Raw genomic sequence first — 1,107 nt, 5'->3', positions numbered from 1 at the left:
CTGGGCTCATCGAAGGAATTTACCGATTTGGAATTCTACGATCGCGTCGAGGTTCTGCGCGGCGTAGCGGGCCTTACGCAAAGCAACGGCGAGCCCGGCGGCACGATAAATTTAATCCGAAAGCGCCCGAGCGATCAGTTCGGCTTTAACGCAAGTCTAAGCGGCGGTAGCTGGGATAATTATCGCGGCATGATCGACGTAACGGACGCGGTAAATCAAAGCGGTACGGCACGCGCACGGCTGATCGGAATTTTAAGTAAAACGGGCTCGTTTAAGGACTATCCGCGCAACGGCTATCGCGAAGGCGTCGGCGTTTCGACGGAATTTGACGTGGCCGATAAGACGCTTCTTAGCGCGGGATTTTTGTGGCAAAAAACCGTCGGCGTCTATGATATTTACGGCATGCCCGTTTTAGACAATCATGGAAATTTACTGAATTTACCGCGCAGAAGCTACTTCGGCTCGGATTGGGATGAGAGCGAATATAAAAAATTTAACGTCTACAGCGAACTTTCGCACGAATTTAGCGATGATCTGAAAGCCTATGCGAGGCTCAATTATACCGATAGCGACAGCATGTTAAAATTCGGAGCGCTCGGCGGGGCAAATCCTTACAACGGCACTACGTCGCATACGGTGCGATATAGAATTTACGATAACGACTCCAAAGAGGTCGGGTTTCAAACGGGGTTAGACGGCAAATTTGAAGCATTCGGGCAGAAGCACGACTTTTTCTTAAACGGCTCGCTTAGCAACGAAAAGCTTAATTGGCGCGAGACTAGGACGAGAGATTCGTCTCTGGCGTCGCTTGGGATGAATATTTATAACTGGGACCGCTCAAGAATTGCACAGCCCGATTGGAGCAGTGCCGCTACATTTAAAGACAGAAGCTCCACTACCATAAAGCAGCGCGCGATCTCGCTCGGGACTAGATTAAACTTAACCGACGATTTTCACTTTTTGCTCGGCGGACGCTTTTCGAAGGTAACCTACAGCAGGTATTATTATAATATTTTGCGTGGCACGGCTTCGCATAGCGCAAGCCCGAGCAAATCGGATTTCACGCCGTATGCGGGAGTGGTCTGGGACTTTGCGGATAATTTTTCG

The 1,107-nt window shown here is 49.9% G+C and carries 1 protein-coding gene; it reads left to right on the top strand.

Going from position 1 to position 1,107, the window contains the following annotated elements:
- Positions 1–27: 27 nt before the first annotated feature.
- The coding region (locus tag Q0386_RS03230; protein WP_367272384.1) for a TonB-dependent siderophore receptor at positions 28–1,107 on the top strand (1,080 nt) is incomplete at its 3' end.

Origin of the sequence: uncultured Campylobacter sp., assembly GCF_938045625.1 — a bacterium.
GTDB lineage: Bacteria > Campylobacterota > Campylobacteria > Campylobacterales > Campylobacteraceae > Campylobacter_A.
Note: the sequence above shows the minus strand (reverse complement) of the source record. Positions and strands in the feature narration are given on the sequence as shown.